The following is a 14,077-nucleotide window of genomic DNA, read 5'->3' as shown; positions in this document are numbered from 1 at the left end:
GTCCGAGACCGAGCTCCCCTCCCTGACGATCGCCGACGTGCAGCGCTCGGTGACCGCCGAGCTGGACCGCATCGGGCCGGTGATCGACGAGCTCGGGGCGCTCTTCGCAGAGGCGGGCCACGAGCTCGCCCTCGTCGGTGGCCCGGTCCGCGACGCGATGCTCGGCCGCCAGCACAACGACCTCGACTTCACCACCTCCGCGCGCCCCGACGACACCGAGCGGATCCTCAAGAAGTGGGGCGACGGGACCTGGGACATGGGCCGCGACTTCGGCACCATCGGCTGTCGCAAGGGCCCGTGGCAGGTCGAGGTGACGACGTACCGCTCCGAGACCTACGACCCCGCCTCCCGCAACCCCGACGTGAGCTTCGGCGACTCGCTGGCCGGTGACCTGGTGCGGCGGGACTTCACGGTCAACGCGATGGCGGTCCGCCTGCCCGGCCGCGAGGTGGTCGACCTCTACGGCGGCGTCGTCGACCTGGCCACCCGCGTGATCCGTACGCCGGGCACGCCCGAGTCCTCCTTCTCCGACGACCCGCTCCGGATGATGCGTGCGGCCCGGTTCGCCGCGCAGCTCGGCTTCGACGTCGCGCCCGAGGTCGTCGCGGCGATGACGGAGATGGCCGACCGGATCGCGATCATCAGCGCCGAGCGGGTCCGCGACGAGCTGGTCAAGCTGGTCACGGCGCCGTACCCCCGCAAGGGTCTGACGCTGCTCGTCGACACGGGCCTGGCCGAGCGGGTGCTCCCCGAGCTGCCCGCACTGCAGCTCGAGCGCGACGAGCACCACCGGCACAAGGACGTCTACGAGCACACCCTCACCGTGCTCGAGCAGACGATGGACCTCGAGAAGCGGCTCCCCGGCGGTGGCCCGGACTTCGTGGCCCGGTTCGCGGCGCTGATGCACGACGTCGGCAAGCCGCGGACCCGCCGCTTCGTCGACGACGGCACCGTCACCTTCCACCACCACGACGTCGTGGGCGCCAAGCTGACCCGCAAGCGGATGCAGGCGCTGAAGTTCTCCAACGCGGACATCGACGCGGTCGCCCATCTCGTCGAGCTGCACCTTCGCTTCCACGGCTACGGCTCGGGCGAGTGGACCGACTCCGCCGTCCGCCGCTACGTCCGCGACGCGGGCGACCAGCTCGACCGGCTGCACCTCCTCACCCGGGCCGACTGCACCACGCGGAACCGTCGCAAGGCCGAGCGGCTCTGGCGCACCTACGACGCCCTCGAGGAGCGCATCGACCGGCTCGCCGCGGACGAGGAGCTCGCCGCGCTGCGGCCGGCCCTGGACGGCAACCAGATCATGGCGATCCTCGACCTCCCGCCCGGCCGCCAGGTCGGCGAGGCCTACCGGTTCCTCATGGAGCTGCGCCTCGACGAGGGGCCGCTGTCCGAGGAGGACGCCGAGGCGCGGCTGCGCGAGTGGTGGGCGTCCCGCTGACCGGTCGGTTCTTCACAGCGAAAGTGACCCGCCGGTAACCTCGCGGCATGACGACCACTGCAGCTGCCTCCGCCACCGGTTCCGACCTCGAGGCCACCATCACCGTCGCCGCGTCACCCGCCCAGGTCTGGGCTCTCGTCACCGACGTGGCCCGCATGCCGGAGTGGAGCCCGCAGGTCGTCAGGAGCGTCGTGCTCGGCGGCCGGGTGAAGCTGGGAGCGCGCTTCGTCAACGTCAACCGGCAGGGTCCGAAGCGCTGGCCGACCACGGCGAAGGTGGTCCGCTTCACCCCGCACAGCGACTTCGCCTTCCGGATCTTTGAGAACCACACGATCTGGTCCTTCCAGCTCGAGCCGGCCGTCGACGGCGGCACGGTCGTCACCCACCGCCGCGAGACGCCGGACGGAATCTCGCTGGCGTCCCGGGTCCTCACGAAGATCGCGCTCGGTGGTCAAGAGCCGTTCACCGCCGAGCTGCTCGACGGGATGAGCCGGACTCTCGAGCGCATCGAGGCCGAGCTCGACGACTGAGCGCGAGCGGCTCAGAGCGCGCCGTCGACGGCGCGTCTGATCTCGTCGGCGGTGAAGCCGAGCTCGCGGGCGCGGGCGACGAAGGTCGCGGTCTGCTCGCCGAGCAGGCGCCCGCGCGGGCCAGCGCCGGCCGACCGGCGCACCCGCGTGCCCGCACCGCGACGGGTGAGCAGCAGCCCCTCCTCCTCGAGGAGCTTGTAGGCCCGGGCGACGGTCCCCGCTGCGAGGCCGAGGTCACCGGCGAGCTGGCGCACGGGCGGCAGCCGCTCGTCATCGGCCAGCGCGCCGGCCGTGATCAGGTCGTGCAGCCGCCGACGGACCTGTTCGTACGGCGGCAGTGGATCGCTCGGGTCGACGGTCAGCTCCACGGGCGCTCCAGGGAGTCGTTGCTGACGATCCGGACCAGGCACCACAGCCCGACGAAGAGCGCGACGACCGCGCTGGCGCCGATCACGACAGCGGCCGGGTCCGCCCAGGCCGGTGCACAGCCGTCGTCCAGGTCGAGCAGGGCCGAGCTGGCCACCCATCCGATGCCGACCTGGCTGAAGGCGGTCGCCACGCCCACCGCCGCCACGATCACGATCAGCGAGCGGCGTCGCAGCACGTCGTCACCGTGGTCGGTGGTCGCGAGCCCGCGCGGTCGCCGGGCGACCTGGCGGGCGGCGAGGGCAGCGATCGCGAGCACGGCCGCGGCCGGTAGTGGCGGGCCGCGCGCGGGCGCAGGGAAGCGGTGCGCGGCCCGTCCGGTCGGGGCGCCCGGACGACCGTCTCGCCGAAGGCGATGAACAGCAGCACCACGAGGCCGAAGGCCGCTGGCGCGAGCATCTGGCCGGCGCCGTAGCCGCGGTCCCATCCCTCCGGGAGCACGCTCTCGCGCGGCCGGGCGACGGCGAACGCGGCGTACCCGCCTGCGACGACGCCGAGGACGCGCGTCGCCTGCACCAGCCGCCACTCGCGTCGCGGCACCACGTCGGTGCGGCGGCCGAGGCCCGCGAGGGCGGCGAGGACGAGCAGGAGCAGGACCAGCAGGAGGAGGAGAGGGCCGCCCATCGCGTCCAGCACCTTTGTGTCGGGCCAGTGATACAAGCCGCAGCCTCGCGGTGCGCGTGCTTTGTGTCAAGGGCCTGGCACAAAGGGCGAAGGCCCCGCCTCCTCGGGGAGACGGGGCCTTCGGGTGGAGCGGGGGTTCACTCGCCGGAGATGAACTTCTCCAGCAGCGCGCGACCCTCGGTGTCCTCGATCTGGACCGGCGGGCTCTTCATGAGGTACGCCGACGCCGGGATGATCGGGCCGCCGATGCCGCGGTCCTTGGCGATCTTGGCGGCGCGGACGGCGTCGATGATGATGCCGGCGCTGTTGGGGGAGTCCCAGACCTCGAGCTTGTACTCCAGGTTGAGCGGGACGTCACCGAAGGCGCGACCCTCGAGGCGGACGTAGGCCCACTTGCGGTCGTCGAGCCACTGGACGTAGTCCGACGGACCGATGTGGACGTTCTTGTCGTCGATCTTGCCGGCCAGCTCGCCCTTGAGGTTGGAGGTGACGGCCTGGGTCTTGGAGACCTTCTTGGACTCGAGACGCTCGCGCTCGAGCATGTTCTTGAAGTCCATGTTGCCGCCGACGTTGAGCTGGTAGGTGCGGTCCAGCGCGACGCCGCGGTCCTCGAAGAGCTTCGCCATCACGCGGTGGGTGATGGTGGCACCGACCTGTGACTTGATGTCGTCGCCGACGATCGGGACGCCGGCGTCCTCGAACTTCTTCGCCCACTCGGGGTCGGAGGCGATGAAGACCGGGAGCGCGTTGACGAAGGCCACGCCGGCGTCGATCGCGCACTGGGCGTAGAACTTGTCGGCCTCCTCGGAGCCCACGGGCAGGTAGGCGACGAGGACGTCGACCTGGTTGTCCTTGAGCACCTTGACGACGTCGACTGGCTCGGCGGCCGACTCCTCGATCGTCTGCTTGTAGTACTTGCCGAGGCCGTCGAGCGTCGGGCCGCGCTGGACCTCGACGTGCTTGAACGGGACGTCGGCGATCTTGATGGTGTTGTTCTCGGAGGCGTTGATGGCCTCGGAGAGGTCCTTGCCGACCTTCTTGTCGTCGACGTCGAACGCGGCGACGAACTCGACGTCGGAGACGTGGTAGTCACCGAACTTGACGTGCATCAGGCCGGGCACCGTGGTGGACGCGTCCGCGTCCCTGTAGTACTCGACACCCTGGACCAAGGAGCTGGCGCAGTTGCCGACTCCCACGATTGCTACGCGTACCGAACCCATCAGGGCTCCCTTCCTAGTGACTTACGAGGCGTGCGGGTCGCCCTCTACTGCGCTCCGCTGGATCGGATCTGTTGCCGGGTTCCTCTCGGCATTGATGAGGTCGGAGAGCCACCGAACCTCTCGCTCGACCTGCTCGACGCCGTGCCGTTGCAGCTCGCCGGCGTATCGGTCGACCTCGGCCTGGGTCATCGACAGCTCGCGCTGGATGCGGTCCAGCCGCTCCTGGAGGCGGGTACGACGTCCTTCGAGGACGCGCAGCCTGATCTCCATGTCGGTGCGACCGAAGAACGCGAACCTGATGTCGAAGTTGTCGTCCTCCCAGGCGGTGGGGCCGACCTCCGACATCAGGCGCTCGAACTCCCGATGTCCCGACTCGGTGACCCGGTAGACGATCCGCGGGCGACGCGTCACCGGGGTGACCGACGCCGTCTCCTCCTCGATGAGGTGGGCCCGCAGCATCTTCTTCAGGGTGGGGTAGAGCGAGCCGTAGGACAGCACCCTCCCCCAACCGAGCATGAGGTTGAGCCGCTTGCGCAGCTCGTAGCCGTGCATCGGGCCCTCGTGCAGCAGTCCGAGGACCGCGAGCTCGATGGTCTCTGCGCGACGTGCCATGCGACCTATCGTAGCGATATATCCGGGCGTTGCGAACCCCCGGTACATCGGCGAGTGATGTCGGGCTCACTCACGACCGATCCTCCGCCTGTCATCGGGGCCGTGCGCGCCGACGTACGGCCGACGCTTCTCGTGAAGGCGGGATTCGCTGGGGTCGGTGCGTAACCTGTTCCCCCGTGAGTGCTCCGACCCCTGGGAACAACGGACGCGCCGGCGGACGCCGCGCGCCCGCGAAGAAGGCACCCGCACGGGGTCGCGGCAAGCCCCGCAAGCCGGCGCGCAAGCGGCCGCAGGGCGTCAAGGGCTGGCTGCTCTGGCTGCTCAAGTGGGGCCTGATCGCCGGCCTCAGCCTCTTCGTCCTGCTGGCCGTCGTCCTCTTCGTCGCCTACCAGAAGACGACGATCCCGAGCGCCAACGAGGCGTTCCAGACCCAGACGACGAACATCTACTACAGCGGCGGCAAGACCAAGATCGGCCAGTTCGCGGTGCAGAACCGCGAGTCGATCCCGTACGCCGACATGCCCGACTGCATGAAGCAGGGCGTCGTCGACGCCGAGAACCGGACCTTCTGGACCGACCACGGCATCGACCCGAAGGGCATCATCCGCGCGGCGTTCAGCAACGCCAAGGGGGGAGGGACCACCCAGGGCGCCTCGACGATCACCCAGCAGTACGTGAAGATCCTCTACCTCAACCAGGAGCGGACCTACACGCGCAAGGTGAAGGAGGCCTTCCTCTCCCTCAAGCTGCAGCGCACGAAGAGCAAGACGGAGATCCTCGAGGGCTACCTCAACACCATCTACTTCGGCCGGGGCGCCTACGGCATCGAGGCCGCGGCCCACGCGTACTTCGACAAGCCCGCCGCCAAGCTGGACCTCCAGCAGTGCGCGGTGCTGAGCGCGGTGCTCAACAACCCCTACCGGCTGGACCCCGCCAACGGCGAGTCGAGCGCGGCCGCGCTGCTGCAGCGCTACCGCTACGTGCTGCGCTCGATGGCCGACGCCGGTGACATCACCGACGCGGAGGCCGCTGACGCCTCGGTCGCGCTGCCGAAGTTCCCGAAGGTCAAGGCGAGCTCGGCCAAGGGCGGCCAGCGTGGTCACATGCTCGCCCTCGTGGACAACGAGCTGCACCAGCTCGGCTTCACCGACGAGGAGATCACCGGCGGTGGTCTGCGGGTGACGACCACGTTCAGCAAGGACGCGATGACCAACGCCGAGGAGTCGGTCAAGGAGGTCGCGCCGACCGAGACGAAGGACGGCACCGGCAAGATCACCGACAAGCAGCTCCATGTCGGCGTCGCCTCCGTGCAGCCCGGCACGGGCGCCCTGCTCGGGTTCTACGGCGGTCAGGACTTCCTGAAGTCGGAGATCAACTGGGCCTCGGCGGGCGGCATGGCCGGCTCCACGATGAAGCCCTTCACGCTGGCGACCGCGCTGGAGAGCGGGTTCTCGCTGAAGGACACCTTCGACGGCAACTCGCCCTTCACCTTCCCCGGCTCCACGCTCCAGGTCCACAACGAGGGTGAGCAGGCCGGCGAGGCCAACGGCCACTCCTACGGCGCGCACATCACGGCGCTCACCGCCCTCGAGCAGTCGGTGAACACCGCGTTCGTGGACATGTCGAGCGCCATCCCCAACGGCCCGAAGAAGATCTACGGGACCGCGACGAAGATGGGGCTCGCACCGGCGACCCCCGAGCAGGACCTGCCCGGCATCCCGGCCAAGACGCCCGACCTGTCGCCCGACGACACCCTGATCACGCTCGGCAAGGCGCAGGTCAGCCCGATCAACATGGCCAACGCCTACGCCACCATCGCGGCCGGCGGGAAGCGCGCCGACGTCCACGTCATCACGAAGGTGGTCGATCGCAGCGGTTCCGTCCGCTACCAGTGGAAGAACCACACCGAGCAGGTCATCGACCCCGACATCGCCGCCGACGTCGCCTACGCGATGCAGCAGGTCGTCAAGTCCGGGACCGGGCGCAGCGCGCTCGCGCTCGATCGGCCCGCGGCGGGCAAGACGGGAACGGCGACCAACGACGACGGCGAGGTGTCGTCGGCCTGGTTCGTGGGCATGACGCCGCAGCTGTCGACCGCGGTGATGTACGTCCGCGGCAAGGGTCGCGAGCAGCTCGACGGCTGGATGCCGTCGTACTTCGGCGCCGACTACCCGACCGACACCTGGCTCGCGGTGATGGAGCGGGATCTCGAGGGGCAGGAGAAGCTCGACTTCCCGCCGCCGGCGTGGGTCGACGGCGACGCGCCCGACCACGAGCACGAGCCGGTCCCGACCAAGGCGCCGGCACCGCCGAAGCCGCCGAAGACCAAGGAACCGAAGCCGAAGAAGACGCAGAAGCCGCCGCCGCCACCGGCGACGACGCAGGCTCCGCCGCCGCCTCCGGCGACGACGCAGGCTCCGCCGTCGACGACGCCCCCGTCCCCCGACCCCACCGACTGCAGCATCCTCGGCACCTGCAACACGCCGGGCCCGGGAGGCGGGACAGGTGGCGGCACCGGTGGCGGTGGCGGCGCAGGTGGTGGTGGTGGCGGCGGTGCCGCCGGCCGCAACGAGAGCGACTAGCCGCAGTCCGTGGCCGTCGTACACCCCACTCAGGACGACCCTGTCGCCCTCGCGCTGAGCGAGGCCGTCGGTGGTCCCCGGGGTGGGCACGCGGGCGGTCACCGCTGGTGGACGCCGGTCCGGCTGCTGCTCGTCCTCACGGCGCTGACGTTCGCGCTGGGGATGGTGCAGAAGTCGGGTTGCTTCGCCGACACCTGGGAGGACGGCACCGCCCGCTACAGCCAGATGTGCTACTCCGACCTGCCGTACCTCTACACGGGTCGGGGCTTCGCCGAGCTGGCCTGGCCGTTCAGCGACGACCCGCAGGTGCGCGCGCGCTACGAGGTCATGGAGTACCCGGTCGGCATCGCCTACTGGGCGTGGGGCACGGCGTGGGTGACGCACTGGATCAACGGCTCACCGCCTCTGGACCCGCGCTACGAGGCACCCGTCGACCAGCTCTGGGGCATGCCGGCGGTCCACCACGAGATCGGTCTCTTCGTCGTGGTCAACGCGGTGGGCTTCGCGGCCCTCGCGCTGCTCGCGACCTGGCTGCTGGCCGGCGTGCGTCGGCGCCGGCCGTGGGACGCGGCGGCCTTCGCGATGTCACCCGCGCTGCTGTTCGCGGGGCTGGTCAACTGGGACCTGCTCGCGGTCGTCTGCGTCGCCGGCGCGCTGTGGACCTGGTCCCGCGGGCGGCCCGGGTGGACCGGCGTGCTGATCGGCGTCGGCGCGGCCGTCAAGCTCTACCCGCTCTTCCTCCTCGGCGCCGTGGCGGTCCTCGCCTGGCGCTCCCGGCGCTGGTCCGGGCTGCTGCGTGCGGTGACCGGAGCGGGAGCCGCCTGGGTGCTGGTCAACCTGCCGGCGTACGTGTCCGGTCCGGACCAGTGGAAGGTCTTCTGGTCCTTCAACTCCTCGCGAGCCGCTGACCTCGGGTCGGTGTGGCTCGTGATGCAGGACGTCTTCGGCACCACGTTCGCGGTGGACACGATCAACACCTGGTCGTGGCTGTTCTTCGCTGCCTGGTGCGCGGCGGTGCTGGTGCTGGGCATGACCGCCCGGCGTGCGCCGACCCTCGCGGAGCTGGGGCTGGTGATCGTGGCCGGCTTCCTGCTGGTCAACAAGGTCTACTCGCCGCAGTACGTCTTGTGGTTGCTGCCGCTCGCCGTGCTGGCCCGGCCGCGCTGGCGCGACCAGCTGATCTGGCAGGGCGCCGAGCTCGTCTACTTCGCGGCCGTCTGGTGGTACCTCGCGACGTTCCTCAACTCCGCGGCCGGCGGCAGCCACCCGTTCTACACGCTGGCCGTCCTGGTGCGGATCCTCGGGGAGCTCTTCCTCGTCGCGCTGGTGGTCCTGTCGTGGTTCAGGCGAGCCCGGGCTCAGGAGATCGTGACCGAGTCGAACGTCGTCGCGGTGTAGCGGACCCGGACCCCGAGCGCCTCGCCGACCTCGGGGACGCGGGCGCCGCGCGGCAGGAGCAGCATCGAGGCCTGCATGTGCGGGGGCTCGGCGAAGTGCAGCGGCTTCCCGTCCAGGAGGTACGGCGACCGGAGCACGCCCAGCGTCTCCAGGCCGCCCTTCGCGGCGACCGCGGCGCGGCCCCGGAGACCGCCGCTGCCGGAGGGGGCGGCCAGCCCGATGCCGTGGGCGGTGCCTCCGCTGGCGATCACGAGGTGGCCACCGGGCTGGGTCGAGGTCAGCCGGCGCTGCCGGTAGCCGTAGCTGTCGCCCCGCGAGAGGGCGTGCACGTCGAGCACCTTGGCGGTGACCTCGAGCGCACCGCGGTCGCCGAGCCAGAGGCCCGTGCCGACGCGCGGACGCACGGTGATGTCGGGGTAGGCGCTCTGGAGCCTGCTCAGCTCGGCCGTGGTCAGGTGGCTGACCCACACGGCGTTCGCCTCGGCGCCGACCACGTCGTCCATGAGGCGCATGACCTCGGGGCCGTTCGCGCCCGTCATCGGCAGGTGGATGGCCACGCCCTCGACCCGGGCGCGACGCCGCGCGACCGGAGCGAGGTCCCACAGCTCCGCCGCGCTCAGCCCGTGCCGGCGCATCGACGTCATCCGCTCCAGCACCACGCGCGCGCCCGGCTCCTGGGTGGTCAGCGCACCGAGGTCGTCGGGCCGGGAGACGGTGTGGATGACCCGCTTGCGCAGCTCCGGGGCGAGCGGAGCGACCCACGGCCGCCACGGCGTGAGGACGAGCAGGTCACCGGGGAAGCGCTGCGCCACCTCCAAGAGCTCGTCGTAGGTCCCGACGGCGAGGGTGTCGACACCCAGCCACTCGGCGCGACGCGCGAGGCTGCCGAGCCCGAGGCCGTAGCCGTTGCCCTTGGCGACCGGGACCAGGCCCGGCGTCGAGCCGGCGACGGAGCGCAGGTGGTGGCGCCAGCGCGGCCCGTCCACGCGGAGGTCCAGGCTCATCGGGCGCGGCGCTTCATGTAGACGTCGAAAGCCTTGTAGAGCACCGGCCGCAGCGGCAGGTCCCACTCGCCGGCGTACTCGACGGCCTGGCCACCGGTGCCGGCCTTGAACTGGATCAGTCCGACGTGCGGGTCGTCGGCGGAGAGGGTGGGCGTGATCCCGCGCAGGTCGTAGACGTCGCAGCCGGCGCCGAGGGAGTCCCGGATCATCGCCCACTGCAGGGCGTTGGAGCCGCGCACCTCGCGCTTCTCGGTGGAGGAGGCGCCGTAGGAGTACCACGCGTGCGCGCCGACCTTGACGAGGATGGTGGCGGCGACCAGGTCGCCCTCGTGGTGGGCGAAGTAGAGCTTGATCCGCTCGGGGTCCTCGGCGCTCATCGCACCGACCATGGTCTTGAAGTAGGCCAGCGGCCGCGGCGTGAAGTGGTCGCGCTCGGCGGTGTGGACGTAGAGGTCGTGGAACGCCTCGAGGTCGCTCCCGGTGGTGACCTCGACACCCTCCTTCTCCGCACGCTTGATGTTGCGGCGCCACAGCTGGTTCATGCCCTTGAGCAGGTCCGCCTCGGTCCGGCCGGCCAGCGGGATCTCGTAGGTGTACTGCGGCTGGCCGACGCCGAAGCCGTCCTCGGGCGACTGGGCGAGCCACCCGGCCGCCCGAAGCTGGCTGACCACGCGGGCTCCCGCGGGGTCGCGGTGCTCCGGGGCGAGGTCGCTCAGCCGGCGTACGTCGGCCGACGCGACGCCCTCCTTGACCTGGGCCGCGCTCCAGGTGGCCGTGCGGACCGGCGGGCCGAGCCGGATCGCGAAGGCGCCCTCGGCCTTGAGGTGGGCCGCGAGCGGGTCGAGCCACTCGGCGAGGTCCCCGGACCAGTCGATCGCGGGGCCCTCGGGGAGGTAGGCGAGGGTGTAGCGCTTCAGCTTCGGGACGGGGCGGTGGAGCACGAGCCCGGCACCGACGAGCGTCGGGCCGTCGAACCAGCCGAGCGACTCCGAGCGCCACTCGGTCTTGACCCGCGCCCAGGCCGGGGTCTGCAGGAAGCTGACCGCGCGCTGCCGGTCGACGCTCTGCCGATCCACGAAGCGGAGATGCTCCTCGGCGCTGATCGGTCGGACGGTGAGAGGCACACCGAGACCCTACGGGACGGCGTCGGAGGCTCCGGGCCTCCCCATCCGCGGCGATCGGTGCCACTCTGGTCTCGTGGCCGGCCGATCGGCACGCGGAAGAACTCTCTCGGGTGATGTATCAACCCGACCTCCCGATGCTCCTCGGGGGTCGTGACAGTGACGAGCACTCGGGGAGTTAGACCCATGAGCAGCACCACGATCACCGAGCGCGGTGAGGCCGGGCATGCCCCGGGCGACGTGTGGGCACAGTCTGCCGACGCCTTCGACCGGTGGGTAGCGGGGGATCCATCGGCGTTGGACGACCTGGTGCGGGTGATGTCACCCGTGTTGTGGCACGTCGTGCGGGCCTACCGCCTGGACGCCGAGGCTGCGGAGGACGTCATCCAGACCACCTGGCTGGCCTTCGTCCGCCGCAGCTCGGCGATCCTCGACACCGCCGCCGTCGGTGGCTGGCTGACGATGACGGCGCGCCGCGAGGCCTGGCGCGTCGCCAAGGCGACCAACCGGTCCACGCCGACCGAAGCAGACGAGCTGGCGCCGCACCTGCCGCGGCAGCGCTCCAGCGAGGCCGTCGTGGTCGAGGCGGACAGCCGCACCCGCCTGTGGGACGCGGTCGACGGCCTCCCGGACCGGTGCCGTCGGCTCCTGCGGGTCGTCGCGTTCGAGAACCGACCCGACTACGCGAGCCTCGCGAGTGACCTCGGTATGCCCATCGGCAGCATCGGCCCGACCCGCGGCCGCTGCCTGGCCAAGCTGCGGGTCGCCTTGATCGAAGCAGGAGAGCTGTGATGAGTGAGATGAGCCGCGAGCAGCTGCTGGCGGTCGTCCGTTCTGTGTACGACGACCACGACCCCGCCCCCAGCGGCCTGGTGTCCCGGATGCAGGGCGTGGCGCGAGCCGCCGCCGCGGACCTGGGGTTCGACATGGACGTCGAGCTGATGACGCTGCTGGAGCAGAGCTCCACGCTGGCCGGAACGCGCTCGACCGAGGCGGCGACCCGGTCGGTCTACACGCTGCGGTTCGTGCACGGCCAGATCGACCTGCTGCTGCGGGTGGCGCCGGACGGCGACTCGTCGCGGATCGACGGCTGGGTCGTCCCGCCGGAGCCGATCACGGTGCGCGTCCTGCACGACAACGGCTCGGTTCACGGAGCGCTAGTGTCCGACAGCGGCCGCTTCGACATCCCCGACGTACCGCTCGGCCTGGTGCGGCTCCGCCTGGAGCCGCACGACGACCGGCCGCCGTTCGTCACGCCGAGCTTCGAGATCTGACCCCGACCCGTTCGCCACCCCACAGGAGAACAGCAGTGAGCAAGCCCGACGACGACCGCCCCCGGCAGAAGCACCGCGGCAGAGTCCCCCAGATGCCGCGGCCCGAGAACATGCCCTCCATCAACGGCCGTCTGCTAGATCCGGGAACCGCTGTCGGCGTCGAGGGCGTGGAGGGCATCGAGATCCTTCCGACCGTGTACGTCGGGAACAGGCTCCTCATCTCGAAGGCGGTCGACTTCCAGCGCGCGTTCGACGCCATCGCCGAGGCAGCAAAGCCGCTTGGCTGGGGTGTCGAAGAGGTGCACGATCCGGTCGCCGACAAGCTGCCGTTCGGAGTCAGGAGCGTGAAGCTGTTCCTCGAGGCAGATGACGTCGCACTTGCGCCGGACGCCTGGGTGGTGCTGCAGCAGGCCCGGCGCCGCAACAGAAAGCGTGTCAACGGAGTAAGCCTCGACCACGTGGTGGCCAACACGCCGTTCGAGATCGGGCACCCGTTCGACATCGGGCACCCGTTCGACATCGGGCACCCGTTCGACATCGGGCACCCGTTCGGGGCGACGAATCCGGTGAGTACCTATGCGGTCCCGGGAACCGGCGGACTTCAGCCGGTTGCGTACACGGGTCCCGCGCCCGTCCGACAGACGGACGTCGAGCCCCGGCGGCCCGTCGTCGCGATGCTCGACACGGGTTGCGGAACCCATCCCTGGCTGGACGGCGTCGTCAAGAAGGACGTCAAGCTGGACGGTCACACGATCGGGTTCGACCACACCATCCCGGACTCTGAGAAAGATCCGGATACGGTCGGCGGCCTTGACGGACTGCTCGACCCCCACGCGGGGCATGGAACCTTCATCGCCGGTTTGATCCTCCAGAATTGTCCCGACGTCGAGATCCTCTCGTGGCGGATCATGCCGCCGGACGGCCCGGTCTCGGAGTTCGTCTGGATCACCGCGCTCGCCCAGATCGTTGAGCTCGTTCGCCGTCATCAGGAGGGCCTGCCCGGCGGTCACCCCATCGACGTGCTGAGCCTCTCGATCGGCTATTACCACGAGACGCCGGAGGATGAGCTCTTCGACATCTCGCTCTACTCGGTGCTCGAAGAGCTCAACAAGCGTGGCGTCGTCGTTGTGTGCTCGGCGGGCAACGACGCCACCGCTCGAGAGAACTACCCTGCGGCCTTCGCGCCCTGGAAGAACGGCAAGGGCCCGATCAGACCCAGCGCGGAGCAGACACCGATCGTCTCGGTCGGGGCTCGCAATCCCAACGGCACAGTTGCTCTTTACAGCAACACTGGGCCGTGGGTTCGAGCCTATGAGCAGGCCTCGGCCGTCTTCAGCACGATGCCGCCCTTCCAAGGCGGTCTTGAGCCGGAGGCGGAGACCAAGGCGTTCGGACACATCCGGGAGTCGATCGATCCCGACGACTTCCGGGGCTGGAAGAAGCGTGGAGGTTTCGCGGTGTGGAGCGGCACGTCGTTCGCAGCACCGGTCGTGGCCGGCAAGATCGCGAAGGCGCTGATCCCGTGGCTTGCCAGCGGCGACGAGCCGGCAAAGGCAGTCGCCCGGGGATGGGATGCGGTCACCGAGGTCACCCAGATCTCCCTCGCCGACGGAGAGGACTGACGCAGCCACAGGCACACGCCATGATGTAGGCGTGCTATCGGCCGAGGAGCTACACCGGCGCGGGGTCATCGCGATGAACGCCGGGCGCTTGGCGCTCGCGACCCGCTACATGGAGCGCGCGTTGGGACGTACGACTCGATCCACGCTTCGGGCACGGATCGAGGCCAGCATGGCTTACGTCGCGACCGACAAGTCGGATCTCCGAAGCGCACTAGAT

Annotated in this window: 15 protein-coding genes; 8 read left to right on the top strand and 7 right to left on the bottom strand. The window is 70.3% G+C overall.

Translation table 11 applies throughout. The annotated features are described in order from the left end of the window. The first annotated feature begins 28 nt into the window (after positions 1 to 28). Both BM236_RS16365 and BM236_RS16360 read left to right on the top strand, forming a co-directional pair. Positions 29 to 1,447 (top strand): CCA tRNA nucleotidyltransferase, encoded by a 1,419-nt coding sequence (locus BM236_RS16365; RefSeq protein WP_425434209.1) that lies wholly within the window; start codon positions 29 to 31, stop codon positions 1,445 to 1,447. 47 nt (positions 1,448 to 1,494) lie between these two features. Beyond that, a complete protein-coding gene (locus BM236_RS16360; protein ID WP_091126006.1) occupies positions 1,495 to 1,977 on the top strand; it encodes an SRPBCC family protein in 483 nt (160 codons plus the stop codon). An 11-nt stretch (positions 1,978 to 1,988) separates the two neighbouring features. On the opposite strand, the gene BM236_RS16355 is transcribed toward BM236_RS16360, so the two are convergent. From BM236_RS16355 to BM236_RS16340, 5 genes are all read right to left on the bottom strand, one after another. Then, positions 1,989 to 2,345, bottom strand: a complete 357-nt coding sequence (locus BM236_RS16355; protein ID WP_245750386.1) for a GntR family transcriptional regulator — start codon at positions 2,343 to 2,345, stop codon at positions 1,989 to 1,991. After that, positions 2,336 to 2,581, bottom strand: a complete 246-nt coding sequence (locus tag BM236_RS19440) for a hypothetical protein (protein WP_245750385.1) — start codon at positions 2,579 to 2,581, stop codon at positions 2,336 to 2,338. The genes BM236_RS16355 and BM236_RS19440 overlap by 10 nt, the downstream gene beginning before the upstream one ends. Next, positions 2,560 to 3,027, bottom strand: a complete 468-nt coding sequence (locus BM236_RS16350) for a hypothetical protein (protein ID WP_139230133.1) — start codon at positions 3,025 to 3,027, stop codon at positions 2,560 to 2,562. The genes BM236_RS19440 and BM236_RS16350 overlap by 22 nt, the downstream gene beginning before the upstream one ends. Before the next feature lie 137 nt (positions 3,028 to 3,164). Then, positions 3,165 to 4,247 (bottom strand): inositol-3-phosphate synthase, encoded by a 1,083-nt coding sequence (locus tag BM236_RS16345; protein WP_091126000.1) that lies wholly within the window; start codon positions 4,245 to 4,247, stop codon positions 3,165 to 3,167. A gap of 21 nt (positions 4,248 to 4,268) precedes the next feature. Further along, complete coding sequence (locus BM236_RS16340; protein ID WP_091125998.1) at positions 4,269 to 4,859, bottom strand: PadR family transcriptional regulator; 591 nt, start codon at positions 4,857 to 4,859, stop codon at positions 4,269 to 4,271. Positions 4,860 to 5,035: 176 nt separating this feature from the next. Between BM236_RS16340 and BM236_RS16335 the strand changes: the two genes are divergently transcribed. Then, a complete protein-coding gene (locus BM236_RS16335) occupies positions 5,036 to 7,441 on the top strand; it encodes a transglycosylase domain-containing protein (RefSeq protein ID WP_245750384.1) in 2,406 nt (801 codons plus the stop codon). Between the two features lie 9 nt (positions 7,442 to 7,450). Then, a complete protein-coding gene (locus BM236_RS16330) occupies positions 7,451 to 8,839 on the top strand; it encodes a glycosyltransferase family 87 protein (protein ID WP_091125995.1) in 1,389 nt (462 codons plus the stop codon). Here the strand turns inward: BM236_RS16330 and BM236_RS16325 are convergent. After that, positions 8,800 to 9,843 (bottom strand): alanine racemase, encoded by a 1,044-nt coding sequence (locus tag BM236_RS16325; protein ID WP_091125994.1) that lies wholly within the window; start codon positions 9,841 to 9,843, stop codon positions 8,800 to 8,802. The two genes, BM236_RS16330 and BM236_RS16325, sit on opposite strands and share 40 nt — an antisense overlap. After that, positions 9,840 to 10,967, bottom strand: a complete 1,128-nt coding sequence (locus BM236_RS16320; RefSeq protein WP_091125991.1) for a lipid II:glycine glycyltransferase FemX — start codon at positions 10,965 to 10,967, stop codon at positions 9,840 to 9,842. The genes BM236_RS16325 and BM236_RS16320 overlap by 4 nt, the downstream gene beginning before the upstream one ends. Positions 10,968 to 11,150: 183 nt before the next feature. Between BM236_RS16320 and BM236_RS16315 the strand changes: the two genes are divergently transcribed. The 4 genes from BM236_RS16315 to BM236_RS19255 all read left to right on the top strand — a co-directional run. Continuing rightward, entirely contained in the window at positions 11,151 to 11,756 is a 606-nt protein-coding gene (locus BM236_RS16315) for an RNA polymerase sigma factor (protein WP_091125990.1), read from the top strand. Then, complete coding sequence (locus BM236_RS16310) at positions 11,756 to 12,238, top strand: hypothetical protein (protein WP_091125987.1); 483 nt, start codon at positions 11,756 to 11,758, stop codon at positions 12,236 to 12,238. Before BM236_RS16315 ends, BM236_RS16310 begins: the two co-directional genes overlap by 1 nt. 35 nt (positions 12,239 to 12,273) lie before the next feature. Further along, entirely contained in the window at positions 12,274 to 13,860 is a 1,587-nt protein-coding gene (locus tag BM236_RS16305; protein ID WP_091125985.1) for a S8 family peptidase, read from the top strand. Positions 13,861 to 13,891: 31 nt separating this feature from the next. After that, positions 13,892 to 14,077 (top strand): hypothetical protein (locus BM236_RS19255; protein WP_217645381.1); only part of this gene is annotated, 186 nt, incomplete at its 3' end.

The organism is Nocardioides terrae, assembly GCF_900112345.1.
Classification (GTDB): Bacteria; Actinomycetota; Actinomycetes; order Propionibacteriales; family Nocardioidaceae; genus Nocardioides; species Nocardioides terrae.
This window is presented reverse-complemented; position numbering and strand designations above follow the sequence as displayed.